This is a genomic window from Corynebacterium sp. KPL2895 (assembly GCF_040225815.1).
In the GTDB taxonomy this organism is placed as follows: domain Bacteria; phylum Actinomycetota; class Actinomycetes; order Mycobacteriales; family Mycobacteriaceae; genus Corynebacterium; species Corynebacterium rhinophilum.
This window is the reverse complement of the sequence record NZ_JBEHFY010000007.1, coordinates 56,815-83,238: the sequence shown is the minus strand read 5'-3', so window position 1 is coordinate 83,238 and position 26,424 is coordinate 56,815. Positions and strand designations below refer to the sequence as shown.

The window sequence follows — 26,424 nt, the reverse complement described above, 5'->3', positions numbered from 1 at the left end:
CTAGCCCTCCTGACCTGCTTTCGATTTTGTAGTGCTGGCAGACCGGTCCCACATGAGTAATGCGAAGCCTACTGCGATCCAGACCGCGAATACCCACCACGCGTGTCCTGCGCCTTGACCATCAAAATAGGACAAGGAACGAACGAGGTACCCCGTTGCGCCAATGGATGTAGCCCAGCCAGCAGGGAGCAACCATGGTCCGGTGGCTAGGCCCGAGAGTGGGTTGCCAAGGAAGATAGTAAACACCGCGCCAATTCCCACACCTGCGGTACCGATCACCGCAGCTAGGCCTGCCGTGAGCAATGAAGTGGAAAGAATACCCAGCGCGATGGCCAACCATTCCATACCAAAATTGAAGTGCCCCGAGTTTGAGAGTGTCTAATGGTTTGTGTGTAGGTTCCCAACCTGCATAAGGAGATAAGCCGAGCAGGGACCTTCCGTTAGTAGACATTTGACTCGGCAACTACTTCATCAGAATCGGGACCAAACAAAACAATTCTTTGTTCTATGGAGCTAGCAACTACTTCAAAAAGTCGCGCAGCCGCTCCAGTATCAGTTTGTTCATAAACATCGACAACCGTTTCATATTCGTCGATATCTGGTTTCAAATCCCAAAACGCAGTTACATAAGCACCACTAGGAGTGTTAAATCTGTAAGTTTCCTGGGAATCATCATCAGATTTTAGGTTAAGGCACTCTCCAGCTGTATCGAGAATCTTAATTACTCTAGCCAGCCGAGCATCAGTAACAAAAGCTATACTTTCCGCCACGTTTCCGTTTCACCGCCTTATTATCCTGTGAAACAGTAATTATTTCCTAAACGCGATCATACGGTCCTGACCCCGGAAAGTGGACACACCAAGCAGCACAAGCCACCAACGGCCATGGAGACGACCGACCAGCATGTTTCAACAGCGGCATCGACTCTAGCTACAACCACTCTATGGGAATATACAAAGGTCACATGCTCTAAACCACACACCCCACCAACACAAAATGTCATTTAGGCCGGATGCCGCATGGTTGTAGTAAAAATATTAAAGACCCCCTCTTCGATTTCTCGAAAAGCGGGGTCTAATTTGGTGCGGCCTGAGGGGATCGAACCCCCGACCTATTGGGTGTAAACCAATTGCTCTTCCAGCTGAGCTAAAGCCGCATGCGCCCTTGCGCTGTTATGTACAGTAGCGCAGGATTGTGAAGCTACACAAATCAGCTGGTGAAAGCTATTTTTTGGTGTAACCGCGCGGTACCAGGCAGGAACCTTGCCACTCGCCCAAGCGCTCAGCTTTGGTCTGCACCAAGCCGGCGAGCTGTGCCGATTCAGAAATGAGACCAGGCTCAATAGTGCCAGGCTTGCCAGCGCCTGGGGTCAGCAACCATACGGAACCGTTATCCGCGAGCGGGCGGATGGCATCCACCAAGCCGTCCACGAGGTCGCCGTCTTCCTCGCGCCACCAAAGAAGGACTACATCGCACAGCTCATCATTTTCCTCTTCGAGGAAATCCTCACCGAGTACGGCTTCGATAGATTCAGAGATTGTGGTGTCACAATCCTCGTCCCAACCAAGCTCTAGAGCGATTTGCCCTTCCTTGATTCCGAGCTTGACTGCAGCGTCAGCCACTATGCATTTCCTTCCTTATTCGGTGAATTCTTGCTCACGCCCGGCCCGCGCTTGGCGGAGAGGGCGTGTGTTATTACATGTAGTTTAACGTCCCAGGGCGTCTTTTACTTGCTATAGCACTCCTTTCCCCCAATTTGCAGGCCCTTTTCTGCTCACACCGGCGCCTGTTTTGTGGGAGAACTAGCGCCGTTTAGGGGCCTACTACCCACGTTTGCACGCCGAGCTAGGAAAGCAAACCGCAGGTTATAGGGGGTGCATCGGAAAGCGCGGCGTTTTATCCGGCCTAGACTCCCACTCGCGATCTGGGAACGCGTATCGTAGGGGATAAACTCTGCAGACCCTTAATTAGGAGGTTTACATGGCCGAGAAGGACCCCGCCAAGGGCGATTCCAACTTCCCGCTTATCCGCGATGGTGTTGCATCGTACCTTCACGACAGCGACCCAGAAGAAACTCGCGAGTGGATGGATTCCCTCGATGGTCTGCTGGACCATTCTGACCAAGAACGCGCACGCTACCTGATGCTGCGCCTTCTGGAGCGCGCCACCGCCAAGCGCGTGGAGCTTCCCTCGTTGACGTCGACGGACTTCGTCAACACCATCCCCACCAACATGGAGCCGGAATTTCCTGGCGATGAAGAACTAGAAAAGCGCTACCGCCGTTGGATCCGCTGGAACGCTGCCATCATGGTGCACCGCGCGCAGCGCCCCGGCATCGGCGTGGGCGGCCACATCTCCACCTACGCGGGTGCCGCCCCGTTGTACGAAGTCGGCCTCAACCACTTCTTCAAGGGTAAGGACGATCCTTCAGGCGGCGACCAGGTCTTCTTCCAGGGACATGCCTCCCCGGGCATGTACGCCCGCGCTTACATGGAAGGTCGCCTTTCTGAGGAAGACCTCGATGGCTTCCGCCAGGAAGTCTCCCTTGGTGAAGGCAAGGGTCTGCCCTCCTACCCGCACCCGCGCCTGATGCCATGGTTCTGGGAGTTTCCCACCGTGTCCATGGGCATTGGCCCGATGAACGCCATTTACCAGGCACGCTTTAATAAGTACCTGGAAACCCGCGGTATCAAGGACACCTCCAAGCAGCACGTTTGGGCTTTCTTGGGCGATGGCGAAATGGACGAGCCAGAATCCCGCGGCCTGCTGCAAACCGCTGCTCTGTACGAGCTGGATAACCTCACCTTCGTCATTAACTGCAACCTGCAGCGCCTCGACGGTCCAGTGCGCGGTAATACCCAGATCATCCAGGAGCTGGAGTCCTTCTTCCGCGGCGCCGGCTGGGACGTTATCAAGGTCATTTGGGGCCGCGGCTGGGACAAGCTGCTGGAAAAGGACACCGAAGGTGCCCTCGTCAACATCATGAATACCACCTCTGATGGCGACTACCAGACCTTCAAGGCCAATGACGGCGCTTATGTGCGCGAGCACTTCTTCGGCCGCGATGAGCGCACCGCAAAGCTGGTAGAAGACTTCTCCGATGACGAGATTTGGGCACTGCGCCGCGGCGGCCACGACTATCGCAAGGTCTACGCAGCGTACGCCCGAGCCCTGGAGAACAAGGGTTCCGGCAAGCCGACCGTCATCTTGGCCCACACCATTAAGGGCTACGGCTTGGGTCACAACTTCGAGGGCCGCAACGCTACCCACCAGATGAAGAAGCTGACGCTGGAGGATCTCAAGAACTTCCGCGATAAGCAGGAAATCCCCTTCTCCGATGAAGAGCTGGAAAAGGATCCCTACCTGCCGCCGTACTACCACCCGGGCAAGGATTCCCCGGAGATCAAGTACATGCTGGAGCGCCGTAAAGAGCTCGGCGGCTTCCTGCCCGAGCGTCGCACGGACTTCACCCCATTGGAAGCACCTTCCTTGGACAAGCTGCGCTCCGTGCGCAAGGGCTCTGGCAAGCAAGAAGTCGCTACCACCATGGCCTTGGTGCGCACCTTCAAGGAGGTCATGCGCAATAAGGAACTGGGCAAGCGCATCGTGCCCATCATCCCGGATGAGGCTCGTACCTTCGGCATGGACTCCTGGTTCCCCACCATGAAGATCTGGAACCCGCGCGGCCAGAACTACGTGCCGGTGGACCACGACCTGATGTTGTCCTACCGCGAGGCCACCGATGGCCAAATTATGCACGAGGGCATTTCTGAGGCCGGTGCGGCAGCATCCTTTACCGCCGCCGCTACCTCGTATGCCACCCAGGGCGAAGCCATGATCCCGCTGTACATCTTCTACTCGATGTTCGGCTTCCAGCGCACTGGCGATGCCTTCTGGGCCGCCGGCGACCAGATGGGCCGCGGCTTCATCATCGGCGCTACCGCCGGCCGCACCACCCTGACCGGTGAGGGCCTGCAGCACATGGATGGCCACTCCCCTGTCTTGGCAGCCACCAACCCTGCGGTCATTTCTTATGACCCGGCCTTCGGTTTTGAGGTTGCACACCTGGTAGCGCGCGGTATCGAGCGCATGTACGGCGAGGACAATGAGCCGGTCATGTACTACCTCACCGTGTACAACGAGCCAGTCCACCAGCCGGCCGAGCCGGAAAACTTGGATGTGGAGGGCCTGCACAAGGGCATCTACCACTTCAATACTGCCGAGAACGGCTCCACCCCGGCCAATATCCTGGCTTCGGGTGTTGGCGTGCACGAGGCTCTTCGCGCACAGGAGATGCTGGCTGAGGATTACGATGTCAAGGCTTCGCTATTCTCCGTGACCTCTTGGAACGAGTTGGCCCGCGACGGTGCCCGCCGCAATAAGGAAGCGCTGCGCAAGGGCGAAGAGCCTTCCGAGGCATTCGCTACCTCCCAGCTCAAGGACTTCGAGGGCCCATTCGTTGGTGTCTCGGACTTCACCACCGAGCTGCAGGAGCAGATTCGCCCCTACGTCCCAGGTACCTACATCACCTTGGGCGCAGACGGCTTCGGCTTCTCCGATACGCGCGAGGGTGCCCGCCGCTTCTTCAACAATGACGCGGAATCCATCGTCGTCGCAGTGCTCGATGGCCTTGCCCGCGATGGCAAGATTGAGCGCTCCGTCGTAGAAAAGGCGGCCTCCGAGCTGAAGTTGGACGACCCAACTGCACCTAATAGCGGCGAGTAATATCGCCCGCACCTCCACAATGGAGATGTAGCTCAGGCGCTTCCGGCTTAATGCTGGAAGCGCCTGAATTGTTTTTCGCCCCATCCCCCCTAACCAGTACCGCGTGAGCCTATTTCTCCTATGTCACGCACCAATCGCTACTACACTGGTCATTATGGCAAATGACCTCAGTGCCCAATTGCAGGCAAAGTTTCAGGGTTCTGACCCAGATAAGGACCACGACCCGGATCGGGATACGCTGGGCGAGCTCATCGCCCTCATCGTCAAAGTCACCGATACCGAGGCCGAACTTGGCAAAGACACCGCGCTTTCTGATGTCGGCGTTGAATCCCTAGAGCTTATAGAGCTCACCGTGCGTGCAGAAGAGCTCTTTAAGGTGCGACTTACTGAGGAAACAATGCTTAACTGCGAGACCATCGGCGATATCGCTGACTATTTGGAGGACCACCAATGATTTCTTACCTATCCGATATGGACGGCGTACTCATCAAGGAAGGGGAAATGATCCCCGGCGCCGATAAATTCATACAGGCGCTGAAGGATAACGATATTGAGTACATGGTGCTCACTAATAACTCCATGTCCACCCCGCGCGACTTGGCAGCGCGGCTGCGTAATACCGGACTGGATATTCCGGCCGAGCGCATCTGGACCTCTGCCACGGCGACGGCAAACTTCTTGGCCACCCAGGCCAGCTCCAGCAAGGCCTACGTCGTGGGAGAGTCCGGCCTGACCACCGCGCTGCACGAGGCCGGTTGGATCCTCACCAATGATGACGCCGATTTCGTGGTCCTTGGTGAAACCCGCACCTACTCCTTTGAGGCAATTACCACCGCTATCAACCTCATCCGCAATGGCGCCCGCTTCATCGCCACCAACCCGGACGTTACGGGCCCTGCTCCCGAAGGTGTGCTCCCAGCAACTGGCGCGGTAGCAGCATTGATCACCGCCGCTACCAACCGGGAGCCCTACTACGTGGGAAAGCCCAACCCTGTCATGATGCGCTCGGCCCTCAATCACATCGGCGCACACTCTGAAAACACCATCATGATTGGTGATCGCATGGATACCGATGTCAAGGCGGGCCTAGAGGCCGGTATGCGCTCCATTTTGGTGCGCTCCGGCATTTCCGATGACCGCGAGATCTCCCGCTACCCGTATCGCCCCACCGCCGTGTTTAAGTCTGTTGCGGAAATTCCCGATAAGATCATGGATCCTTTCGCCGACGAGGAATCCTAAACGGCACCCCGCCGCGCGACCTAGCTCGTGCGGCTCGGCTCACATGGCCGCGCTCGAGCCGATTCGCTCGAGCGCTTTAGCTAAAACGCACGGTGGCGCTAAAACCATAGCGTTGCGCAAGATAGCACACCGAACTCTCGAGCGCGGCAAGCTCCGCCTCGGTTCCGGTGAGCACCTGATGGCAGCCAATGCCGATGCCGGAATCAATCTCCGGCCCCATGGCCTCACCTCGCACGAGTGCCTCCATAGAGATCTCATCGCGGTACCACCGAGTACACCACTGGGCGGTCAGCGGGTCATCGCCTGGGACGATGAACTCCGATTCGGTGCGAATGCACCGATCCATGGCGCGCTCTACTTCCGGGCGCAGCGCACGCGGCATCCCAGAAATTTTCAGCACACCAGTGACCACGACGGCCGCGCCGTTGCGGCTGGGCCACGTGTAGTTGGAGGCCGGTTGATCAACCGGCACTGTATTGACGCAAGTATTCATAGCCGATATCTCCCTCGACAAATCACCACTGCGAACCACACGCATGGCATGCGGCGCAGTGCAAGACGAGCTTCGTCTTCCCCAACGAACTGTCATTTGCGTCTGCACCCAATTTTCCTGCGTCACACCACCCTCTACAACCCTCAACTTTCACTTCAACCCCCAAGTTCTAAACCTCAACCCAAAGTCCAGACTGTGATTAAAGTGACTAAAGAAATTGAAGTTACAACAGTGGAATTTGAGAGATTTACCCCCTCAAACCATTCGCCCCGAAGCGACTTCCTGACAGAATCCGTTCACACGGCAGGTACCAGCAGAAACGCTTACCCAATAGCGCTCATCCCCTGAAACCTCGGCCGAAAACTGCCCCAATCCCGATAGAAGCGAAGCCCTCCAAAAAGCCCCGGGGCGTAAACCCACAGCGGGGGTAGCTAGCTGTCCCACCCCACCCCCACACCCAGCCTTATAGAAAACGCGCAAGCCGCAGCGGATAGTCGATATACATTTATTTGTAACTAAGAAACAGTTTGACACCGTCCACCCACGCTGCCTATACTGAGATAAATTCAAACAATCCGGTTTGAGTGCACCCCTACAGAAAGGTACAACCATGCCTGACATGCCTGAAACGTATTCTTCGTCCGATTTCGGCTTCGATCTTCTGAGCGCCTTTGACGGCTTCTTCACCCAAATCGCCATGATCCTAGAGAAGATCGTCGGCCAATCCCTGTTCTAAATAGAGCAGCTTTAAGCTCCCCACTCCACTGGAATGGGGAGCTTTTCCCGTTTTCCTATTAAGGAAAACTGCGAAGAAGCCTCTTATAGCGCCTGCCAGATCTTCGTATTGGTTTCATTCCACAGCGGCTTTGCCCAATCGCCAAAATCTCGGTCCGTTAATGCCACCATGGCGTAGTCGCCGGCCAGCCAGAGGTAGGTTCCGAACATGCCGAAGTGCCCAGTGGCATCGGCAGGCAGTGCTCCCATCCAGTGGTCTTTCTCGCCACGGATCTCAAATCCAAGCCCCCAGGTGCAATCCTTAAAGCTCCCGTAACCGGGCACAATGCCGCGCAAACCAGCAAAGTGAACGCGGCGCATATCGGCCACGGTGCTGGGGTGCAAGAGCTGCGGGTCGTGGACCTCGGCAGCAAATGCAGCGAGATCCTCCACAGTAGAAACCAAGCCGTGCCCAGCCGAGCCCTCTAAGCGGGTGGAGGACATTCCAAGCGGCTCGCACACGCCTTCGCGCAGGTACTCTGCAAACTCGATGCCGGTGGCTTCTTCTACGATCTCTGCCGCCCATTCATATCCAGCAGAGGAATAGATGCGCCGCTCTCCCACTGGTTTTTGTTGTTCACGCGAATCGAACTTCACGCCCGAGGCGTGCGCGAGCAAATGCTCGAGGGTAGAACCTTCCGGACCGGCGGGCTGCTTCAAATCCACCGCACCTTCTTCCACGGCCATCATCACCGCGTACGCCGATACCAGCTTGGTAACTGAGGCAACCGGAAATTGGCGCGAAGTATCTCCTACCGTATCTATCGACTCACCGCTGTGGATCAACGCTCCAGCCACGGTATCTACGGGCCATTGACTTATCTGCTGCAACTCGCTCATGGCTTCCAGCCTACTGTGCTCTAGGCCTCAGAATAAGGCGTGCCTACCGACGCGGAGGTAAACCCGTGGTTACTGATTGAGGAATTTCTGGTGTAATGCGGCCTGAGCGGTTGCAGGCCTTTTCAATCTTAGAAAACTTATGAATATGACTAGCAGAAACCACAGCACGCAATCAGAGATGTCTCATGTCAACCGCCGCAAATTCCTCCAAACCAGCGGCACCGTCGGCGCCGCCCTGGCGCTGACCACCACTGCCAGCACGGCCAACGCCAGCACTGCTCATGCACAAAGCAGTCTCTCCTCGCGCCCAGAACCACACATGGTAGAGCCCACGCTCGGGGAACGCCCCTTCCTGCACGGGGTAGCCTCGGGAGATCCCATTCCAGATTCCGTTGTTTTGTGGACACGCGTGACCCCAGATGCAGATGCGATGCCTGGCTCCGGTGCGGGCGCGCCTACCACCGTGGAATGGGAAATTGCGCGGGATGAGGAGTTTAGGGACATCGTCAAGCACGGCGAAGTCACCACCGATCCTGCGCAGGATCACACCGTCCACGTGGATCCTCACGGCCTCGAACCAGAAAGCGTGTATTACTTCCGCTTTCATGCCCAAGATAAAATCTCCCCCGTAGGTCGCACCAAAACCGCACCGGCGGTTACGGCATCCCCAGAGGAGCTAACCTTTGGTGTGGCCAGCTGTGCCAACTGGGAGTCCGGTTTCTTTCAAGCCTATGGTGATATCGCAAAGCGCGGACGAGCCGGGCAACTAGATTATATGGTCTTTCTAGGAGACTATATTTACGAATACCCACAGCGCGAGTACGCCGGTTTCGGTCCAGTGCGCCTGCACCACCCAGCGCATGAGATTACGACGCTGGAAGATTATCGCACGCGCCTTGGCCGCTACCGCACCGATGAAAATCTCCAAGCGGCGCATGCTGCCCTGCCGTGGATCGCGGTCTGGGATGACCACGAAACCGCAGATAATTCTTGGAGGGACGGCGCCCATAACCACACGGAGGGGAAAGAAGGCGCGTGGATCGATCGCCGCAACGCCGCGATGCAGGCCTACTTTGAATGGATGCCGGTACGGGCAAGCAATCCTTCCAATGATGGCCATCTCTACCGGTGCTTGACCTTTGGCGATCTCGTGGAACTGACCATGATGGATCTGCGCACGTACCGCGATAAACAGATACTCTTTGGACCTGCCAGGATGGCCTCGGAGGGGCGAAGCATGCTCGGTTCGGAGCAGTACGACTGGCTGGTCAACAAGATCGATACCTCCGCCGCCGCGTGGAATATGCTGGGCAACTCCGTCATGTTCTCCCCCATGAACCTGGCTACCCTGCAGCGCGACGATAAGCTAGCACCCGTATCATCCTCACTGTCATCCAATATCACCGGCATTCCCGTCAATGGCGACCAATGGGATGGATACTCGGCAGAACGCCGGATGCTTATCGATGCCCTTGCGAAGCACGACTCCCACGCCCTCTTTGTTACCGGCGATATCCACTCCGAATGGGCGCATAATATCAGCAAGGATGGGCACATCTTCGGGGCCGAAATGGTGTGCTCATCTGTCTCCGCGCCCAATGTCAACGAACAGCTTCACTTACCCGAGGACAACGAGCTTTCCAAGTTGGCAGAGAGGTTCCTTTTGGAGGCAAACCCTCATACACGCCACGTAAACCTCGATCACCACGGATATAGCTACGTCACCATCCGCCCGGATTCTGCGGAAATGCACTGGCTGCGCGTTGAGGATCTCCTCAATCCCGCCGCACCAGTAAACGAAGCCGTCACGCTGACATGGCGCCCGGATCAGGGATTCAATTCTTAATTATTAGCGGGCAGTTGTTAACGCTCGCTGGGTGCACGTTCGATATAGAGAGTGAAAGATCCTCTCTGGGATATTTCACTCTCTATCACTCGCGCTCTCCCCCCTACCTGCCGCGGACTACGGGTTAGTCCGCGGCAGTTTCATAATCAATGTAGCCGCGCTCGCCGCCGACGTAGAACGTGGCCTGATCTGGCTCATTAAGGGCCAGACCTTCTTCCCACCGGCGTACCAAGTCCGGATTAGCAATGAGCTGTCGACCCACGACAACGGCATCCACGTGGTCCAATTCCAGCTCGCGCTCGGCATCTTCCTTAGTGGTGACAGTACCGAAACCATCATTCATCAAGACCTTGGTCTCGCCATTGGCACGAGCCTTCTTTGCCAAGGCCGAGATGAGTTCGCCTTCCGGCTCGGCGTGCAGGAAGGAGACATACGCCAAGTTCAGCGGGGCGATAGCGTCCAAAAGGCCGCCGTAGGTGGCCAGCATATCCGCTTCGTCATCTTCAACAATGCCTTGTACAACGTGGGCTGGGGAGAAGCGCACGCCCACGCGGTCAGCACCGATTTCATCCACGACAGCACGAATAACCATCTCTGGCAGGCGCCACCGGTTTTCTGGGCTGCCACCAAATTCATCGTCGCGCTGGTTGGCAGATGGTGCCATGAATTCGTGCAGCAGGTAGCCATTCGCATTGTGGATTTCTACACCATCAACGCCCGCGTCGACGGCCCGGCGTGCGGCAGCACGGAATTCCTCAACGATGCGCGGGAGCTCATCGGCTTCTAGTGCGCGCGGCACCGGTGCATCCATCTTGCCGGCAAAGCCGCGAACCTGGCCGTCCCAATCCAGGGCGCTCGGGGCCTCTGCCTGGGCGCCATCAATGAGATCCGGGTGGCTGGTACGGCCGCCGTGCATGATCTGCATGAACAGCACGCCGCCCTTGTTATGTACTTCGTCAGCTACCTCGCGCCAACCAGCGGCTTGCTCGTCATCGACGATGCCCGCCTGACCAGGGAACGCGCGGTTGGTCCATGCGGGGAAGGTTCCCTCGGTCACGACGAGACCGGCGCTAGCGCGCTGGGAATAGTACTTTTTGTGTAGCTCGCTGGGTACACCACTGTGACCTGCACGCTGACGAGTCAGCGGCGCCATGGTCACGCGGTTGTTCAACGTATAACGGCCAAGTTCCAAAGATGTAAATAATGATGTCATGTCTACTGAAACAGCCCGTGGTTTAAATTTGTTCCACCTTTCGCCGCATTTCCTATAAGTCCGCAGTTAGATACCGGTTTAAGTGCTAAAGTTTTCACAATTCACACCGTCGATTGCTACCAGTTTTTATGATGATGAAACGCCACACTTCCTTAATGCTTGCCGCCTTGTCCCTCACCATGCTCAGCGCCTGCGGTACCTCCGATGATTCTGATTCTGCCGATCCCGAACCTGCCTTTGTGCCCAGCGACGCTTCCACGGCTCCTACGACCGTGACGGAAACCCTGGAGAATACTCCAGACTCCACCGAGGAAAAGGGCGATAAGGAAGGCGACGAGCATGGCGATGCCGGCTCGGATGATGACGCTCCCCCTGCTGGAAATCACACGCTTTACGCCGGAAAAATTGGCGGCGACTGCGGATATACCAACCAGGGAGACACCATCCACGCAGGCGAACATACATCCTGCGAATTTACCGGCCCCATTTTTGATGAAGCGCTCAAGCACACTTATACATTCCAGCAGCGCGATCCGAGAGCCAACGGCGCGTATAGCACCGAAATTTCCGTCGCCAGCCCTATCACCGGTAAGACCTATGACCTTCGCTGTTCAATTGGATCAGATCGCCGCGGACTCATCTGCGGGAAAGACGGAGACAATAGCTTAAGTGTCATATACCGAGCCGAGGAACTCGATCGCTTCTGGACGGACCGCCTCGACGTAGTCGACGGCTCCCACTAGCATCTAGTGGGGTTCTGAAGGAATCGTGGTCTGTTGGCTATCCGCCGCCCCGCTATTTCCGTCTGCGCCGGAGTCTCCGTCGCCATTCCCTTGGCCATCGCCAGCATCGCCGTTTGAGTCAGCGGGCCCATCCTGACCGCTGCCGTGCCCGTCCCCGGAATTAGGCGTGGAGTTGGGCGCCTGGCTGGGATAGCTAGGAACGGTCGGCGTATTGGTGGTCGTTGGTGTTGAATCTGCGTCCGTCGGTTCCGTTGGGGTACCGGTAGTTAGAGGATCTTCTGTAGGCACAGGCTCTTCAGATTCCGATGGTGTTTCGGAGGAAGATTGCGTATCGCGATCCTTCCAATAGTCCGGCGACAGCCAGCCGGCTTCCCCTTCCTCTGGGTTGCTTGCCGCGAGGATGAGCAGGCCAACGACAAGCAGGGCCGCCACGAGGCCGGTGGTGGAGGCGCGCACGCGCCCGCCGATGGTGGCAATCTTTTGGAATTGGGTACTGGTCTGAATCGTGCGCCAGATCTTTCGGCGCGATTCCTCGTCGCCTTCTGCGGCATCTTCGCCCGCTTCGGCCGTGACTGCTTGTTCATCGACCTTGGTCTCAGCACGATCGACTTCTTCTGGGACCAATTCCTCTTCCGCCGTGGGGTCATCTACTGGCGTATCGGGGCGGGAGCCTTCCCCAGCGTCCAAGGCGTCTTTGGCCGACTGCGCCGCGGCATGCTTTGGGTCCGCAGGTTTCTTCTTTTTCTGTTCCTGCAGCTCATCAAAGTCGATGGCGGAGCCGTAGTGGTCCCAGAATTCCGAGAGCAGCGACGAGCGGATGGCGCGCTCCACGGACCACTGGCGGGCGGGATTCACCGTCACCATGATGCGGTAACCCACCTGCCACGGCTGGCCGGCAACCTGCGGGCTGACCAATTGGGTGGCGGGAAGGACCGTGAGCTCGCCGGCGACGTCGACGGAGATCTCTGGGGCTTTAATGGCGTGCTGCGAAATCTCTTTGACGCGGCTCGTAATCTCCGGCAGGGACTCGCCCTCATGCACTGGGACATTGATATTGACCACCGCGCGGGACCATTCCTTGGAATAGTTGGTCACCACGCCGGCGGAGCTATTGGGGATGGTCACCAACTCACCGCTAGGGGTGCGCACCTTCGTGGTGCGCAGGGTCAGCGTCACCACATCGCCTTCTACCCCAGGAATGCCGGCAAAGGAGACGTAGTCTCCCACGCCGAACTGCTTTTCCGTGAGGATGAAAAATCCGGAGAGGAAATCCGAAATCACGGACTGGGCACCAAAACCAACCGCAGCAGACACTATCGTCGCAGGCACCGCGGCGCCCAGCGCCGGAACTCCGAGATTAGTCAGCGCGGCCGCGACCAATAGGAAGTACGCCACCGCTTGGACGATGTAGACCAATGCGCCGGTCAGAGCCAACCGCGCCTTCGTGGATTCTTCTTGCTCATCCAAATTATGTTCGATAATCCGGATGGCTAGGCGCCCCATGCGGGGCAAAAGAATGCCGATAATCACGAATGCGATGAGCGGCAAGCCGTGGTCAACAATGAGGCCCCACAGCTCAAAAAAGTAATACCTCAAGTTCATGGTTCAAGGATATGGCACCTAGCTGAGAAATTGATGCCAGTTTTCTGCCAGAAGTAAGAAGGAAGGAGTCGGAAGATGGGGCATCAGCAAGCAGATGCCCCGGGGCCTAGTCGCGCGATTGGTAGCGGTCCATCAGGCGATCAATCAGCTCATCAGTAAGCTTGTCATCTTCCAAAATCGTATCGAGCAGCCGCTGGGATTCCTCGCTGGAGGTCTGCTCCTCTTCCTCATAGGAATCGCCGCTAAAGTCCACGCCAAAGTCCATGTCCTCGGACTCCGCTGGCGCCGAGCTGAACTGATCGACGTCTGATTCGAAGGACTGCAAAAACTCGCTGGCCTCTTCCGCCGCATCCTGGCGGCGCTTGCCGGAACGCACTTCCTTTTCGATGCGCCGCTGCAGCGCCTCTTCCATCTGCCGGTGGCGCCAGGAGCGCACGCGGTGCGGCTCCAGCTTGCGCCCGACCGCGCGGCTCTTGTTCTCAGCCTTCTTCGCCAGCACCTTAACCTGCGCAGCCGTATCATTAATCGGCGCCCACTCCTGGTTCGCGGGCACGCGCCAACCGGCCCAAATACCCAGCAGCGCCAAGAAAATGGACACCAACGGTCCCACGATCATGCCGACGGCCAACATATCGAAGTGGTTGCCCACCAACACGATCACGGTGCAGGCGATGGCCGGAATCACCGTCGGCTGATTATCGCCAAAGACGGCGGGCTCGCGCCCCATGGCGATATCGCGAATCATGGAACCGCCTGTAGCGGTAAACACGCCCATCATGATGCACGGAATCGGCGGCAGACCATAGGTAATGGCCTTCACGGCGCCGGTACCGGCCCACAGGCCAGAAACCACGGCATCACCATGCGCCTGGATATAATCCCAGGTCTTGCCTTTGAAGTAGACAAAGCGCGCAATCAACGCGCCAGTAAACGCCAGGTAGAGGTACTCCGGCTCGCTCATCGCCGCCACGGTGCCGCGATTAATAAGCACATCGCGCACCATGCCCCCGCCCAGGGAAGAAAACATCGCAATGAAGAAAAACCCGATGATGTCATACCCGCGCTTGCGCGCAATGGTGCCGCCGATAATTCCCATCAGCAATACACCGCTGACATCGGACCAGCGATAGAGGGACTCAATGAGCGGATCTACTTCTGTCATGCCATTTATTAGACTGCACTGCTCACCCACGCGCAATTCGCCTGCCCACATGCGCTGCGGTGCTACACTTTTCCTGTTCTAATGCCCCTTCTATCTCTTCCTACATTCCGCATGAAAAAGATTCTCTCTCTTGCCGGCATTCCTGCTGGTTGGGGGCTCGTCCACCCCCGCTGACGACGAGCCCAACTTCACCGATACCAGCCCGCACAGCACCGGTTCAGACAGCGGTGCGCTTGCCGATGCCGACGCCGATACCGATTCCGCGCCTTCCGCGACTGCCAAGCTTTCCAAGCCGCAGAAAGCGGAGAAAGACGATGATTCCGCACTCGCTGCGCAGGTAGGCGGTATGTGCGGCATTCGCGATTATGCACAAATCATCGCCGACGATGCCACCGATTGCGCCTTTGCCCTGGATATTTATAAGCATGCAGTGGATGCCACATACAGGCTCGAAACCCCTGATCCAACCGTTACTGCAGCCTGGCAGAGCGATATTACTGTGAAGAACCCGAGCTCTGGTGACAGCTACGATCTCCACTGCATCATGGCCACGAATCAAAAATCCGTCCATTGCAGGTCCCAAGAAGACGAAAATATCGGCACCCGCATCGAGCTGACCGCCAGGCCGATTTTCTCCGAGCGCGTGCGCACCGAATACTAAAAAGGAGGCGCCAGCATTGCTTGCCGACGCCTCCTTCTACCGTGGGGCCACCGGGGCTCGAACCCGGGACCGACGGATTATGAGTCCGGAGCTCTAACCGACTGAGCTATAGCCCCACACGGATGCCATGTCGTAAAATACGAAACTCCGCTCCCAAAAGATTAGTCAATAGCTCGCGAAAGACCAATTCTCAGCCCCTCATAAAATAACCCCAGTTGAGTGCGCGACGCCCAACCGTGGATGTCCGTGCTGCGACTGGAACCCACGTTAGAGCCTCAGCGAAGATGAATTCTGCCCCTCATAACCGAAGTGCTGATCGTCGTTACTAGATGTCCTTTCGATTTGTTGATTATTGGGTAGCAAGAAATTTGAGGCATTAAATCAAAAAAATTTATCCCCGCTCACGCGAGGAGCACGTGTTATTGAGAAAAAGCGAGGTTCCTAGCCCGGGCTCATCCCCGCTCACGCGGGGAGCACGAGCTTCGGCGGCTGCATGAGGAGCACCCGGAGGGCTCATCCCCGCTCACGCGGGGAGCACCGCTCGCGCGGCGGCGATGATTCGCTAGATAACGGCTCATCCCCGCTCACGCGGGGAGCACGGGTGGTCTTTCGTATTTGGCGTGGTCGAGTTCGGCTCATCCCCGCTCACGCGGGGAGCACAGATACCGCCGCCGTCTTTACGGCCTGACTCGGTGGCTCATCCCCGCTCACGCGGGGAGCACAGGAAATCTCGTTCCCGTCGCCCCCCGCGTGGGGGCTCATCCCCGCTCACGCGGGGAGCACAAACATCGCTTCCGCGAGAGCGTGAGTACGACGGGCTCATCCCCGCTCACGCGGGGAGCACGTTTACCCCCGTAGCGTTATTCGCCCCGGCTGGGGCTCATCCCCGCTCACGCGGGGAGCACCCATCAAGGAATGCCATTGTGCGCCAGAGGTTGGGCTCATCCCCGCTCACGCGGGGAGCACACCGCAGCAACCACATTCCTAGGGGTTAGCCAGGGCTCATCCCCGCTCACGCGGGGAGCACCTTTCGCGGCCCTAAAGGTTGTTCCGGTCTTAGGGCTCATCCCCGCTCACGCGGGGAGCACAAAGCGTCAAACAAAACATCAAAAACGGCGCTGGGCTCATCCCCGCTCACGCGGGGAGCACGGTGAATAGGACTTTGCGTCCGGGGCGGGATACGGCTCATCCCCGCTCACGCGGGGAGCACTCTTAGGGCGTAGCTTGTCCCAGTTCATAACGGGGCTCATCCCCGCTCACGCGGGGAGCACGTACTGGGTTTGAAATTCGCCAATGACTAGCTGTGGCTCATCCCCGCTCACGCGGGGAGCACTAGTTTATCCACGGGAAGTCGAACCGTAGTCCGGGCTCATCCCCGCTCACGCGGGGAGCACGCCGTACAGTTGCCGTCGCCGCACTGGTAGAGGGGCTCATCCCCGCTCACGCGGGGAGCACTGGTAGTTGTATTCTTCGTGGCTGGTGGCGTTGGGCTCATCCCCGCTCACGCGGGGAGCACTCATGAAGCCCAAGTGAGAACTCGACTTCACCGGGCTCATCCCCGCTCACGCGGGGAGCACTGGGTTTGTGTAAACACGTCTTTACCCCGTTGGGGCTCATCCCCGCTCACGCGGGGAGCACCTTCGCTTCTCCGGGGGTCATCGGGGTCATTGGGGCTCATCCCCGCTCACGCGGGGAGCACGTGGCATAACCCGCAGGGGAAGAAGCATAAGGCGGCTCATCCCCGCTCACGCGGGGAGCACTGCTGAACAGCAGAAATTCGAGCCCTAACCGCATTTTACATACGACTTGTATTTTGGGGAAAGCTACTCTCGAAGCTCCACGCGGCCTAATATCCTCCCTTCTGTTTCTTATAAGAAATACGGTTACGTCGGGCTTGAGACCATCCAGTCCTTCGCTGTGGTTGCTTAGACTTAGCCGGTCGCGTCATCAAGGTAATCCCGTCAAAATCCGTAGGTTCCCAATGATGTCGGTGAGCCTTGAACTCCATTCCCTGCTCATTCGCGGCTGAATACACCAAAAGTGCGCGGCCATCTTTACAAAGCTCGGTTGTACGTTCCCAGAGCAGATCACGAATACGAGCAGAGGGACGTCCCACGAATACACCGGGAGTCAGTTCAATGAGCCACTTGGACAGATCGCCGCGTAGTCCAGCGGGACAAGCAGTAATAACCAGCACCATCATGACAACGTTTCCTCTTCTGCCCAGTTAAGACCAGAAGCGATGACTTCAAGTTCACTCCACAGCATTAACTCGGCATCACTGACAAGCTCGTCATCTGGTACATCAAAAAGTGCTTTAAGGTCTTGAACCATCCGCGGCATGAGGCGGCGTGAGACAACTTTATCCCGCACGAAACGACGCACTTCCACAGAGGGATTACCCTGTTGTGCTGCGACAGCATCAAATGCCGCTGGAATAGAAATCTCTGCTTTGTAGAGGTCAGCAATGTCGTAGACGAATGACCTATCGGTGCCTGTATGCACTATCCCTAAGGCAGGGATGAAACCAAGCGCTGCAACGACAGCATGAGCAACTCCATATAGCGCGGCGCTGCCTGCAGTCAGAGCCTGGTTAATTGGGTCAGAAGAATCGAAATCATTGGGATCATAAGACCGCCGATTCCAATAGACTCCAGTACGCTCGGCTTCAGCCGCATAAATCCGCTTCATGCGTGCGCCTTCGCGGCCACGCAGCTGGGACATCGTCAACTGAGAAACGTCTTCTCCTGGAAACCGCATGGCATACATTCTGCGAGCCACGTCCAAACGCTTCCGCTGGTGAGACACTACCTGCGCATGAATTTCAGCCATGCGGGACGATTTCGCTGGTGGCCGACCGTGCGCATAGTACCGAACGCCGCGCTCACCTACCCAGAGGGTGGTAACCCCGGCATCGCCAAGCAAAGCCATGCCCGCGTAAGTAATCCTCGTTCCTGGACCAAGCAGCAGTGCCGCCAGCTGTGTGGCTGGCACATGTGCGACGCCGCGCTGGTCCGTGATCGTTAGAGAATTACCATCTCGATTGATCACGCAGCGCTCGGCGTACAAGAAACTGATTCGGTCTCCCATCCGGGACAAAGCTTGGCGGGTGACAGGGACTTCGCTCGGATTTGACATCAGGACCCCATCGGCCGAGCTAGAGTCATTAAGCCACAACCATAACCACGAGCTCTTCCTATCCCATGAGTAAGGGTGTGCCGAAGAGCCTCAGAATCTTTGACCTCCAAGGTTCCGCGGTATCGGGCTGTGGCGATACGCACACGCCTATTGCCATTTCCTTTCCGGAAATCCAACGTTTTTCGCTCAATAATCGCGGTTTCTTCTTCAACGGACCACCGAGAACGCTCATCATCGCTGACATCATCCCCTGCTCGGGGGGCTAGTTCAAATCCGGCATTTTCTGCTCGACGATACAACCACTCCAGCTGGTGTTCCACGGACACATGAGCCTTCACTTTGCCTCGCTTGCCTTCATTAGCCTGCGAATACGTTGGGTTGGCTACCAGCTCAAAGATCCATCTTTGCCCCTTAGTAAGGGAATTAAGCAGCCGGTCATACTCAACCGATTGTCCCGGCCTTGTATCCCACCCTGCTTGTTCCACAATCACATGGTCAGTCGGTTTTTCAGGCCCCACCACGTAGAGGGAATGGTGATGCGCACCTTCATCAAGGCGCCATAAAATACGCCCGGATTCTTGATCCATGTCTGGTGGAAATGACGCGGCAACTGCAGCGTGCATTGCTTGTGGATTAGCAAGCAACTTTCGCCCTTGACGCCGCTGAGGATTGATAAGAATTTTGGTTAACGTACTCATACATTCATCACCGCCTCCAAAAACGGATCCGGGCGCCGCTCGGCGCTATCTAAGGGGTTGTCCACATTCGCAAACTCCTTTTGCACCACGGTGCGCCATGAATACTTGCGGTGCTGCGGATCAAAAGAGTTCGGTACATCCTGGCAAGCCACGCCGGATTCTCCTGGGAGGGAGTCCCGGTAAATCGGCAGCGATACTTCCCCACCACTTGATTTCATATACTCCTTGGTGGCGTGCCACGTGTCGTGCTCTTGTAATGCCGTAACCGCAGGCTTTTCAACCACACCAAGCACCACATTGGGCGGAGCCGGGCACGAACGTCGGCCCAAATAGAGCGGAAATACCGGTCGGTTTAGATTCTCCGCAAAACTCTCGAGTTGCTCGCGATCCTCACTTTCGATTGCCGCAACGAATGCGGCATCTGATAGGAAATAGCGGGTGATGAGCTTTGCGGATGCCTGCGGATCCTTTTGCCAGTTTTGCGCGGTTTGATAATCCCGCAAAAGGCTACCGGATTGATCGACGCGCACCGCGAACTTGAGTCCAGCCAAGTCAGCCATATCTTCATCACGCCTGCGTCCTTCAGCTGCGGCTAGCATGCCAAGAACTCCTGACTTTGAGGGCAAGGACGAAGTTGCACGGGTAGCGTAGCGAGATTCCGTTCCCCAAGACTGCATCGGCCCTTTAAGCAGCAACAACAATGATGCTGTCATCGTTTTAAGCCTCCTACTCCGAAAGCGCGGAAGACAAACGCTGCGAAAGCTCTGGCAGCGTCACTTCGTCAGCGATTTGTGCGAAAGCCTGACGGGCCTCGCTCAACCCAACCACAAAGGCTGCCCTAGGCTGCAGCCCGTAGTTTTCTTCAAACTCGGCTTCTTCTTTCGCCAATGCTTCGGCACCGGCGACGCGCAAGCTCTGACCGGTGGTTGGCTCTACTGGTTCTTCGAAGGCAGTAACCAAGCTAACCGGGCGGGTATCGCGAACCGCAATATAGATGAGCTCAGGCATTGTTTGATTGGCGAAGGTATTGATTTTGCCCGTGGGCATGGACTTGATGAATGCATCAACGAAGTTCACTGCGGCTTGCTTTGCGTTTTCTGCCGAGTCGAGATTTCGCGTCAGTCCATCTAGGTTCACCGTGGCATAGCGGTACAAGGTAGAAGACATCATTTGTACAGTGCCAATCATGCCCGCACCAGTTTCTTCGCCTTCCTCGGCCAAGTCATCGACCGCGGTGAAATAGTCGAATTCAGGCGCACTGGCATGGATTCCCAGTGCATGCGCAACCTGTACTGCGGCATCGACGTTATACGCAGCATCATCGGCAACCATGCGCCCAAACAACGCCATATCTACCGAGTGCTGGGTATCAAGGATCTCCAGAGCGTCCTTCTTCTTAATCTTTTCACCATCGGCCGCAATAATCGCCTCTGCGGCACGTTCAATCTGGTGTGGGCTCAAGAACAACAAGTATTTGGTCTGCGGATACTGCGCTGCTGCTAGTTCTTCTTCGGTGGTTTCCTCAGAATCTTTCAGCGCCTTGATGCGCTTTGCATCCACTTCCGTCTTAATTCCCGCAGATTCGAAGAGCTTAGCAACTGCCTTTTGAGCTCGCTCTGCATCCCATCCTTCGTGTCCTTGAACCTTACGCGCGATCTTCTCTGGAAGCCGCTTCGAGCGATCTCCCAAAGATTCAGCATCGATTTCAGATTCAAAGTACTTGCGGATTGCACGCTTCCATGCCTGCGAAGAGACTCGCTGACGTGGTACACCACCGTAAACGGCAGACTTAGGAGCACCGGTGTCATCACGGTTGATCAGGGAAGGAGGAAGGGTCTGTAGTGCGTGAATATCGATGGTCAAAGCCATTGCGAAAATTCCTTTCTAAAATATGAAAATTGATTTTAAGAAGCCGGTTCGGTCTGGTCAGACGCATAAGAACCGAAAGCAAAGTCGCGTGCCCATTTCAGTAGCACGCCTTGTCGCTGTGTATGCACTTTTTGAGTAGTACTTTTGCTACCCAGAACCCGCAGGTCCTGTGCAAATACGCCGTAGTCAAACCCCAAATTTTCCCCGCGCAATAGCGTTACCAAAGAACGAATATGTATTAGACGGGAAGCCTCATCTGGGGATACGAGCATCGCATCAAACCGCGGTTTAGTGGATTGTGACTGACTGCGCGCATAGAAACGGCCGCAGGCACGTGCGAAGCTTTGGCCTTTAATATGGGCTTCAGTGCTGGCGCTTTGTAGATGAATGCCTAGCATCGTCATAGCCTGAAAGGCCGCGAGCTCTGAGGCGGATGGTGTGGCGCCCTTACCCAGCTCTTGTTCGCTCAATGCAGGCTCCAATAAAAGAAGAACCTCTTCAAACGCCACGGGATGTTGTTCAAGACGGACCGCAGAATATTTTCGCAAATGGGCTAGGGCTGCACGCGCCCGCGCTTGTTTAGTGTGCTGTGGCGAATGCAAATAATCATTCTGCAGTGCCTCTGCGGTACGCGCCACGGAGGTTCGCAATCGCGGACCTGCGTACTCCGCAGTAGTGTCTGCCTGTGGATGACTGGTGTCATGCATGGGCAACGCCTTCCTTCATAAGTGAGCTAGGATTCTGATTTCGTGTGGACTTGCCTGTTAACGGCAGATTTTTATCAAAACGCCACTGTAGCTGCTGGAAAAGGGACCCAGCTGAGACGATTCGACCCTTTCCGTCTTCTCCGGCGTCTACTTCCCTGCCGATGATCGCCTTCATCCCGGCGCCGCGCAGAAGTTCCATTGCGTGGGAGACAGCTACGGTTCGAACACGTTCTTGCCAGTTGATTTGAGCGCTGTCTGCATTTTCAACAGAGGTAGTCTGCATCCACGCAATAAAATCCGGCTCCAACTGGGCATAAAACCTGTCCTCAGACTTAACCCCAAATTCATACTCATCGCCCGCTGCTACCCGCAGTTGGCCTTCAAACCAGCCCAAGCTCGCAGCTGTTTCATAGGTCTTTTGGGCGGCAGTGCGGACAGCGTTCCGCGCTTGCCTGCCAAGATCATCTTCGCGCAAAACCACTAAGGGAAGCCCAATCGTGGTGCTAAAAGTGGTGGCTACTGAAGATTTCTTCGGTCCGTATTCCATCGACACCAAAGCAATATCAAAGGTGCTTTGGTTGAGGTACCCATCAACGTCAAGCGCAGCGAGATTGCTGAGATTGGATGGCCGTTTCAGAGCTTTTGCCTTTTTCTGGTCGACCCCTGGATCGTCTTCGACGGCCACCAACGCATCGAGTGCGCGCCACATGGTCTGAGTAGGGTCGTAGGGACGCGCGTAGTAAGCATCTTGGCCGACCTTCGACTGCTTGGGATTATACTGATACGGCGTCATGGGATCATCCATGACATTCTTTCCGTTATCCGGAATGCGATCACCGTTTGATACGAGGACGCGAGTCACTTGGCCTTCTTCAGTCACGAGGCGCACTCGCCGTGCCTGCCACGTTGCCAAATCGGCCGCACCTTGAGGCACAGCACCAAGCTTGTCATCCGAGCCACGGCGTTGCGCAGCGGTATCAGGCTCTCTTTCCCATACCGGTTTATCCAGTTCAATTGGGTTTGTTCCCTGCTCCGTCATAACAGCTGTCATGGGAGTGTTCAGCAAAAGCGTTTCTAGGAGTCCCTCAGTTCCAAGCACCAAAGTTCCACCCGTTCGGCCAGTCCAACCTGTGCCAATAGGAAAACCTTTTCCGTCTTTTACTCGGGGGTCCCCTACTACACCGGTTTTAATACCGGCGTAATCATAAGCTTGCAAGTGAACAAGCCAACGGGCTGCCTCAGCCAAGGAAATCGCTTGCCGGCCTTTAGCTGTACGCATGGTGAAGTGATCATCAGCCGCTTCCGGAACGATGTGAACTATGGGTCGTGTTTCCCCTTTGTTCGAGTGAAGATCCGCTACCTGCATGAAGGGAACGGTCTCAGAGAGCAAATCGAATCGATCGGTAAAGGCATCAAGATAATCTAGAACAACTTGGTCCCGCTTGGTATGGCATAATTCATCGCGCTTTTCTGCGAACCATTCGCCCCAATCAAAGCTGGCACGTTTCCGCCTTCCGCCTGCTAGTTCCGCCAACTCTTGCGCATGAGCGCGCCAAAATATGGCTAATAGCAGTCTTATGACCGCATAATCTTGGGTTGGTGAGTCTCCCACAATTTTGCGGGCATCATCCTGTCCGGAAAATATGTCCCGGATGCTCAACGCCTTGCGATTGTCCGCACTGTCCATGCACAAAATCCATGGCTCATCGAGCAGATTAAAGGTTTCTGTATCAGTCATTATCTTTCGCCTCCTTTCTTTCTAACGAATTGTTGGTTGATATGGCTACCCCTAGTAAAAGGTGGTGCTCGCAGCCTATCTAGCACCTTGGACATATCACTCACGCCCATCACTCATAATTTCGATGCCCAGTTGGCTCGTATATCGCAAAACAAAGCGCCCTACCTGCGCCTCTGCCCCATCATTTAGCGGCAGCGCCAGTTGTCCCCGCAGTAAGTAGTGTGAGCCCCACTCGGCCGGGGTTGCTCTCTCGAGGTCATCGACTACCGCATTAAAGTCCAAGTCATAGCAGGTCATTCGCACAGGTAGCCGTACTGTACTAGACGCTAAATGGAAAGCCAGACCATACGGAATATCGGCAGCCTCGATGACTTCTTCATCCCAGCCCCACGGTCGATAGCCGTAATCAGTCTCGATGATGGGGATCACCTCAACGCTGGGCTCTGCGTCACGAACTTGGGCCGCACCTTTGATCTCGGCATCCTCTGCCGAATCATCCTGTAGTCGTGCAAATAGTGCGTCGAGGCCATTGGTGCTCCACGGATCCGGCAATCGAAACGTTGAGGACGCTGAATGCGCTGTCGATTCGTCAAAGTCACGCTTCGCGGTGGCGTCTTCCCAAGATTCTTCCCAGGCCTCTGGAGGCTTAAAGTTGCGATCATATGCAACTGCTACAAGCGGAGCGATGTCATCCGGCCGGCGAATCCTACTTGGCAAGGCTGCATACGTTGATAGCAATATTGCTCGGCCGTATATGGCCTCGGCACCTGATTCAAATTCCGGGACTGGTGAGGAAGCGTCTATCCCGCGAATAACAACCTTTGGCTCCCGCAATTTTTCGGGTCGATCGCTGGAAGGACGTGCGTGACGGTGCAGCCTCCCGATGCGCTGAATGAGCAAATCCATGGGTGCAATATCAGTAATCAGAGCATCGGCATCAATATCCAAGCTCTGCTCCGCTACCTGAGTGGCCACCACAATCTTTTGCTTCGGCCGGCCTGCTCCCCTGTGGGCATCCGGGCCAAGTTGGCGCCGTAATGAATCCTCTTTTTCCACGCGCTCCCAAGCCACAAATCCCGCATGATGAAGCTCTACGCAATCGCCGTAGCTTTCGGCAAGTTCCGAATACGCTGCCTGGGCTCGTGCGATAGTATTGCAAATAATAAGAACGCACCCGCCATCTACGAGCCATTCCTCGATAAGTTCTTGCAGTGAATCTTCGCTTTCTGCAAGGAAATCAATGGTGGCTTCAAGATTTGTTGGAGAAGCAGGGACGTCTAGAGAACGAATTTTGTCTTCTGTCGCCACAGTAATTAACGGGTATCCAGTCGGCTCCTTCTCCGGCCATTGACCGTCAGAGTATGCGCTTACCAATGCGCGCCGCTTGTCCGCCGGCAACGTGGCTGACATAACGATGACGCTGGCACCATAAAATCCTAGCCATTCGATGGCACTTCGCAGGTAATCCGAGGAATACACATCAAAAGAATGCACCTCATCAAAAATGACTACTTTGCCTGCCAGGCCGACATGTCTCAGCATGGAAAATCGTTGCTGTAGTGCCATCATGAGCACTTGGTCAACGGTACCCACCACGAAATTGGAAAGAATGCCGAGCCGCCGACCGGACATCCACTGCGATGCAACAACGTTGCCGCCTTCTTCTTCATAACGGTTGATTCCCGTAAATTTTAAATCCGTATAAGGCTTGGCCAATGCATTTTTGGAATGGGCGAGGTACATCGATCGAACCGAATCTGTCGTTACATTTCGACTCCATTCGATGGTCCTTTGCAATAGGCCATTCGCGGTGGCCATGGTCGGAGCGGCAAAAAAGATTCCTTGTGCCCCACTACGCGCCGCAAGCACTTCCGCCGCCGCTAAGGCAGCTTCAGTCTTACCTACGCCTGTTTCGGCTTCCAGGACTATGAGCGCTGGCTCATTGATCGCTCTGGCAGCCTCCACCATTTCCTGTTGTACTTGCCGTGCTTTAAACTCTGCAGGCCACCCAAACGATTGCCGGAATTGCTCGTCGATGTCCTGATGCAATCGAGTTTCCGGTTCCCAGGGTGAGGTCAAGTCAATCAGCTCTGCAGCCCTTGTCACTCGGTCTAGTTGAGTTCCCTCCACGCGCAAGCTGAAAGCCTTTTCATTGGAAGCAATCCAGTCCGCCATAACCACTAAGCCGGTAAGCATTTGCGCGGCTGCGGGCGAGACTTTCGGCAGCTTGGCAAAGACCTGCGCAAGCTCATTTTCCCCACAGAGTTTCGCCATGGCATCAAGAAGTTCGCCATGAACCATTCGCCACCCCGAAGGATAATCTTGAATCAATTCTCGGACCGCTTTATTCGGCCCGCTTGCAGCACCATGATGAGCATTGACAACCGCGGCCACAGAGTTAGCCTTTGGCAGGGTAAGTCCCTGTTCTTCAAGCCAGATCGCTAAAATTTCACCAGAGGCAATGCCATGCGGAAGCTTGGACATATTCGCCTCTGAGGCGCTCAATTCGATATCCAGTCCCGCGTCGCTAACGGCGTGGGCCAAATGCGCAACCTCACTGCGGCCAAGAAGAAGCCGCTGGAAAGTTTTAACCCCCTTTCCAACATCATGGGACCCAGCAAGAAAGACGTAGAGAACTTCTATATCCGTCTCTGAGACACGCAACTCGGCTTTCAGGAACTCTTTTACCGAACGAGAAAGCCAAGTGTTATACACCAGGGATGCAGCACACGCGGAATCAACCATATGTTGCGGCAGGTTGAGGTAATCAACGCCATCACCTGATTTCGCCCACAAGCTCCGCGCCTGCTGGCTACGTTGACCAGCCCAACCATCTGCACGAGTGCAAAAATCCACTGTCTTCGCTGGCAATTTCATGGTTCTATCTCCAGTACAGCCTTCACCAAATCCAACTTCTATGGTGAACTTGAGTTATTAACTAATGATTCACAAATATATATCGTCTAGCACTGACGT

22 protein-coding genes, 2 tRNA genes and 1 CRISPR repeat array are annotated in these 26,424 nt (G+C 56.0%); of the genes, 6 read left to right on the top strand and 18 right to left on the bottom strand.

Annotated features, from left to right (window positions below):
- From ABRP95_RS04675 to ABRP95_RS04660, 4 genes are all read right to left on the bottom strand, one after another.
- The gene (locus ABRP95_RS04675; protein WP_284769455.1) at positions 1-345 is read right to left on the bottom strand and encodes a hypothetical protein; all 345 of its coding nucleotides are present in this window, start codon (positions 343-345) and stop codon (positions 1-3) included.
- A gap of 95 nt (positions 346-440) precedes the next feature.
- Entirely contained in the window at positions 441-770 is a 330-nt protein-coding gene (locus ABRP95_RS04670; protein ID WP_237791676.1) for a hypothetical protein, read from the bottom strand.
- Positions 771-1,080: 310 nt separating this feature from the next.
- Positions 1,081-1,156, bottom strand: a tRNA-Val gene (locus ABRP95_RS04665).
- A 67-nt stretch (positions 1,157-1,223) separates the two neighbouring features.
- Positions 1,224-1,622 carry a DUF3052 domain-containing protein gene (locus ABRP95_RS04660; protein WP_284782375.1) on the bottom strand — a complete coding sequence of 133 codons (399 nt, stop codon included), beginning with the start codon at positions 1,620-1,622 and terminating at the stop codon, positions 1,224-1,226.
- A gap of 358 nt (positions 1,623-1,980) precedes the next feature.
- Between ABRP95_RS04660 and aceE the strand changes: the two genes are divergently transcribed.
- From aceE to ABRP95_RS04645, 3 genes are all read left to right on the top strand, one after another.
- Positions 1,981-4,725 carry a pyruvate dehydrogenase (acetyl-transferring), homodimeric type gene (aceE, locus tag ABRP95_RS04655; RefSeq protein WP_284782373.1) on the top strand — a complete coding sequence of 915 codons (2,745 nt, stop codon included), beginning with the start codon at positions 1,981-1,983 and terminating at the stop codon, positions 4,723-4,725.
- A gap of 154 nt (positions 4,726-4,879) precedes the next feature.
- Entirely contained in the window at positions 4,880-5,179 is a 300-nt protein-coding gene (locus tag ABRP95_RS04650; RefSeq protein WP_284769452.1) for an acyl carrier protein, read from the top strand.
- Positions 5,176-5,964: an HAD-IIA family hydrolase gene (locus tag ABRP95_RS04645; protein WP_284769451.1), complete on the top strand. Its 789-nt coding sequence runs from the start codon at positions 5,176-5,178 to the stop codon at positions 5,962-5,964. The genes ABRP95_RS04650 and ABRP95_RS04645 overlap by 4 nt, the downstream gene beginning before the upstream one ends.
- Before the next feature lie 76 nt (positions 5,965-6,040).
- On the opposite strand, the gene ABRP95_RS04640 is transcribed toward ABRP95_RS04645, so the two are convergent.
- Together ABRP95_RS04640 and ABRP95_RS04635 are read right to left on the bottom strand one after the other, a co-directional pair.
- Complete coding sequence (locus ABRP95_RS04640) at positions 6,041-6,457, bottom strand: hypothetical protein (RefSeq protein WP_284769450.1); 417 nt, start codon at positions 6,455-6,457, stop codon at positions 6,041-6,043.
- An 819-nt stretch (positions 6,458-7,276) separates the two neighbouring features.
- A complete protein-coding gene (locus tag ABRP95_RS04635; protein ID WP_349839020.1) occupies positions 7,277-8,071 on the bottom strand; it encodes a serine hydrolase domain-containing protein in 795 nt (264 codons plus the stop codon).
- Positions 8,072-8,216: 145 nt separating this feature from the next.
- On the opposite strand from ABRP95_RS04635, the gene ABRP95_RS04630 reads away from it, so the two are divergent.
- Entirely contained in the window at positions 8,217-9,917 is a 1,701-nt protein-coding gene (locus tag ABRP95_RS04630) for an alkaline phosphatase D family protein (RefSeq protein WP_284850118.1), read from the top strand.
- 124 nt (positions 9,918-10,041) lie between these two features.
- Here the strand turns inward: ABRP95_RS04630 and ABRP95_RS04625 are convergent, their stop codons facing one another.
- Positions 10,042-11,130, bottom strand: coding sequence for an alkene reductase (locus tag ABRP95_RS04625; protein ID WP_349839019.1), 1,089 nt, complete (start codon positions 11,128-11,130; stop codon positions 10,042-10,044).
- 155 nt (positions 11,131-11,285) lie between these two features.
- On the opposite strand from ABRP95_RS04625, the gene ABRP95_RS04620 reads away from it, so the two are divergent.
- A complete protein-coding gene (locus ABRP95_RS04620; protein ID WP_284850117.1) occupies positions 11,286-11,873 on the top strand; it encodes a hypothetical protein in 588 nt (195 codons plus the stop codon).
- A gap of 3 nt (positions 11,874-11,876) precedes the next feature.
- Here the strand turns inward: ABRP95_RS04620 and ABRP95_RS04615 are convergent, their stop codons facing one another.
- Together ABRP95_RS04615 and ABRP95_RS04610 are read right to left on the bottom strand one after the other, a co-directional pair.
- The gene (locus tag ABRP95_RS04615) at positions 11,877-13,475 is read right to left on the bottom strand and encodes a mechanosensitive ion channel family protein (protein ID WP_349839018.1); all 1,599 of its coding nucleotides are present in this window, start codon (positions 13,473-13,475) and stop codon (positions 11,877-11,879) included.
- Positions 13,476-13,581: 106 nt separating this feature from the next.
- Positions 13,582-14,637 (bottom strand): trimeric intracellular cation channel family protein, encoded by a 1,056-nt coding sequence (locus ABRP95_RS04610; protein ID WP_349839017.1) that lies wholly within the window; start codon positions 14,635-14,637, stop codon positions 13,582-13,584.
- Between the two features lie 130 nt (positions 14,638-14,767).
- Between ABRP95_RS04610 and ABRP95_RS04605 the strand changes: the two genes are divergently transcribed.
- The gene (locus ABRP95_RS04605) at positions 14,768-15,298 is read left to right on the top strand and encodes a hypothetical protein (RefSeq protein ID WP_284854152.1); all 531 of its coding nucleotides are present in this window, start codon (positions 14,768-14,770) and stop codon (positions 15,296-15,298) included.
- Between the two features lie 42 nt (positions 15,299-15,340).
- Here the strand turns inward: ABRP95_RS04605 and ABRP95_RS04600 are convergent.
- The 9 genes from ABRP95_RS04600 to cas3 all read right to left on the bottom strand — a co-directional run bounded on the left by ABRP95_RS04600 (position 15,341) and on the right by cas3 (position 26,325).
- Positions 15,341-15,414 (bottom strand) — tRNA-Ile (locus ABRP95_RS04600).
- Between the two features lie 332 nt (positions 15,415-15,746).
- A CRISPR array of direct repeats spans positions 15,747-17,058; the repeat unit is 29 nt; unit sequence GGGCTCATCCCCGCTCACGCGGGGAGCAC.
- An 86-nt stretch (positions 17,059-17,144) separates the two neighbouring features.
- Entirely contained in the window at positions 17,145-17,501 is a 357-nt protein-coding gene (gene cas2e, locus ABRP95_RS04595) for a type I-E CRISPR-associated endoribonuclease Cas2e (protein ID WP_284854151.1), read from the bottom strand.
- A complete protein-coding gene (cas1e, locus tag ABRP95_RS04590; protein WP_284852219.1) occupies positions 17,498-18,388 on the bottom strand; it encodes a type I-E CRISPR-associated endonuclease Cas1e in 891 nt (296 codons plus the stop codon). Before cas1e ends, cas2e begins: the two co-directional genes overlap by 4 nt.
- A gap of 47 nt (positions 18,389-18,435) precedes the next feature.
- Positions 18,436-19,134 carry a type I-E CRISPR-associated protein Cas6/Cse3/CasE gene (gene cas6e / locus ABRP95_RS04585; RefSeq protein ID WP_349839016.1) on the bottom strand — a complete coding sequence of 233 codons (699 nt, stop codon included), beginning with the start codon at positions 19,132-19,134 and terminating at the stop codon, positions 18,436-18,438.
- A complete protein-coding gene (gene cas5e / locus ABRP95_RS04580; protein ID WP_349839015.1) occupies positions 19,131-19,847 on the bottom strand; it encodes a type I-E CRISPR-associated protein Cas5/CasD in 717 nt (238 codons plus the stop codon). Before cas5e ends, cas6e begins: the two co-directional genes overlap by 4 nt.
- Before the next feature lie 13 nt (positions 19,848-19,860).
- On the bottom strand, positions 19,861-21,003 hold the full coding sequence (gene cas7e / locus ABRP95_RS04575) for a type I-E CRISPR-associated protein Cas7/Cse4/CasC (RefSeq protein WP_349838253.1): 1,143 nt from the start codon (positions 21,001-21,003) through the stop codon (positions 19,861-19,863).
- Between the two features lie 35 nt (positions 21,004-21,038).
- A complete protein-coding gene (gene casB / locus ABRP95_RS04570; RefSeq protein ID WP_349839014.1) occupies positions 21,039-21,710 on the bottom strand; it encodes a type I-E CRISPR-associated protein Cse2/CasB in 672 nt (223 codons plus the stop codon).
- A complete protein-coding gene (gene casA, locus ABRP95_RS04565; protein WP_349839013.1) occupies positions 21,703-23,448 on the bottom strand; it encodes a type I-E CRISPR-associated protein Cse1/CasA in 1,746 nt (581 codons plus the stop codon). Before casA ends, casB begins: the two co-directional genes overlap by 8 nt.
- Positions 23,449-23,544: 96 nt before the next feature.
- A complete protein-coding gene (gene cas3, locus ABRP95_RS04560) occupies positions 23,545-26,325 on the bottom strand; it encodes a CRISPR-associated helicase Cas3' (RefSeq protein WP_349839012.1) in 2,781 nt (926 codons plus the stop codon).
- Positions 26,326-26,424 lie beyond the last annotated feature (99 nt).